The sequence below is a fragment of the Enterobacter cloacae complex sp. IR5458 genome (assembly GCF_049238025.1).
Lineage (GTDB): Bacteria > Pseudomonadota > Gammaproteobacteria > Enterobacterales > Enterobacteriaceae > Enterobacter > Enterobacter kobei.
In genome coordinates this window covers 1-1470 of sequence record NZ_JBMKIF010000124.1, presented here as the reverse complement: position 1 = coordinate 1470, position 1470 = coordinate 1, and the positions used below count along the sequence as shown (strand labels likewise).

Annotated in this window: 3 protein-coding genes; all 3 read left to right on the top strand. The window is 41.4% G+C overall.

The features are described 5' to 3' along the window. Positions 1–176: 176 nt before the first annotated feature. Genes ACOTYN_RS26315 through ACOTYN_RS26305 form a run of 3 tightly spaced genes read left to right on the top strand, consistent with a single transcriptional unit; the run spans position 177 to position 1397 of the window. Positions 177–494 carry a hypothetical protein gene (locus ACOTYN_RS26315; protein WP_000785965.1) on the top strand — a complete coding sequence of 106 codons (318 nt, stop codon included), beginning with the start codon at positions 177–179 and terminating at the stop codon, positions 492–494. A 22-nt stretch (positions 495–516) separates the two neighbouring features. Then, positions 517–822, top strand: coding sequence for a hypothetical protein (locus tag ACOTYN_RS26310; protein WP_001100610.1), 306 nt, complete (start codon positions 517–519; stop codon positions 820–822). 44 nt (positions 823–866) lie between these two features. Next, a complete protein-coding gene (locus tag ACOTYN_RS26305) occupies positions 867–1397 on the top strand; it encodes a trypsin-like serine protease (protein WP_223290065.1) in 531 nt (176 codons plus the stop codon). The last annotated feature ends 73 nt before the right edge of the window (positions 1398–1470 follow it).

Below are 1470 nucleotides of genomic sequence, written 5' to 3'. Positions count from 1 at the left end.
TACCATAGCGCGGACATCTGAATTGAGCCACAGGCGGACATTACTATTGAGCCATTACACATGTTAGTGCGCATAATCATGATTATGTAAGATCAGCGTTAAGTAGTCGATTTATTTGAAAGTGACGTCGTCTTTAAGTTAAAATCACCTATAATCAATACCTACTGGAGCAGCTCATGGCTGACACCTACCTCCCCCCGGGCTTTAAAAAATGCAAATCATGTCAGCAAGTTAAACCCTTTGAACAGTTTGGAAAAGAGCTCAAGGGCAAGTTTGGCCTCAAGAGTAAATGCCGAGCGTGTATTAGCGAGAAAAACAAAACGTACGCAGCAGGCCCAGGGGCCGAAGTAAAGACGCAAAATAATAGGACCTACCAGGCAGAAAACAAGACTGAGCTCGCGGAGAAAATGCGCGTTAAGCGTGCGAAAGAAAAATTTGGTGATCGCTATAATTCCTACCTCGCTTCTTTAGAGTCCATGAAAAAACTCAAATAATGTAATCGCCAACGGAGGAATAATGAATGTACATCTGAAATATGATACGATAAAGCACTATCACTTTGATTGGCTAACGCCTGCTGGCGACTATCCTAATTCAGCGGTTATGCTCGTAGGTTTCCGTGATGGGCGCTGGATTATTGTTCAAGAGTTCGGAAATGATTATAGCTGCTTCGAGGGCGTTCTGAAGAATGGTGATGATCTTAATACGGAGCCTAAATTCTATTCCGACTTAGAAAGCGTAGCGGTTGCTGCTTTTGGCATGATGAAGCAGATATATCCCCAGTACCAAGATAGCACGTTAGAAGAATTCCTCGCTGGATAAAATATTCTAGAAACCAAACTCGCCTTATTCGAAGGAAACTGACTATGTATAGAAAGGTTTTAGCTCTTTCAGCCTTACTGATTTCTGCTTGTTCCACCGATAATCCTCATAAACAAAGTATGCACCACAATGATTTTGAGCTTTCGGACTCAGCTGTAAAAATTCAAATCAAGTCTGGAAATAAGACAATCTCCGGCTCAGGTACTTGGATCGATGAACAACATATTCTTACAGCTTCACATTTATGGCTTGATGCAAGCAAGGATTATAGTCTAAGTATAATAACAAGGAATGGGAGCCAACCAGCAACAGTTATCAATATTGATGATCCTAAGAACCGGGACCTCGCTCTTTTAAAAGTAGAAAAAAATACTATTGTCAAAGCCCCACCTAATTGGAAGCTTCCAGTATGTGATAATGTTCTAGCTCCAGGTGAGTCTGTTTGGGTTCTATCGGGAATGTATAATACGCTTTCAAATACGTATGCTTCCCCCGACTCAACCTACTATTATAAAGGAATAGTTGGTTCTGATGGTTTGACTGCTTTTTATCAAAATGGAGGCTTTGTTGAATAAATCGAACTTTTGCTGAGTTGAAGGATCAGATCACGTATCTTCCCGACAACGCAGACCGTTCCGTGGCAAAGCA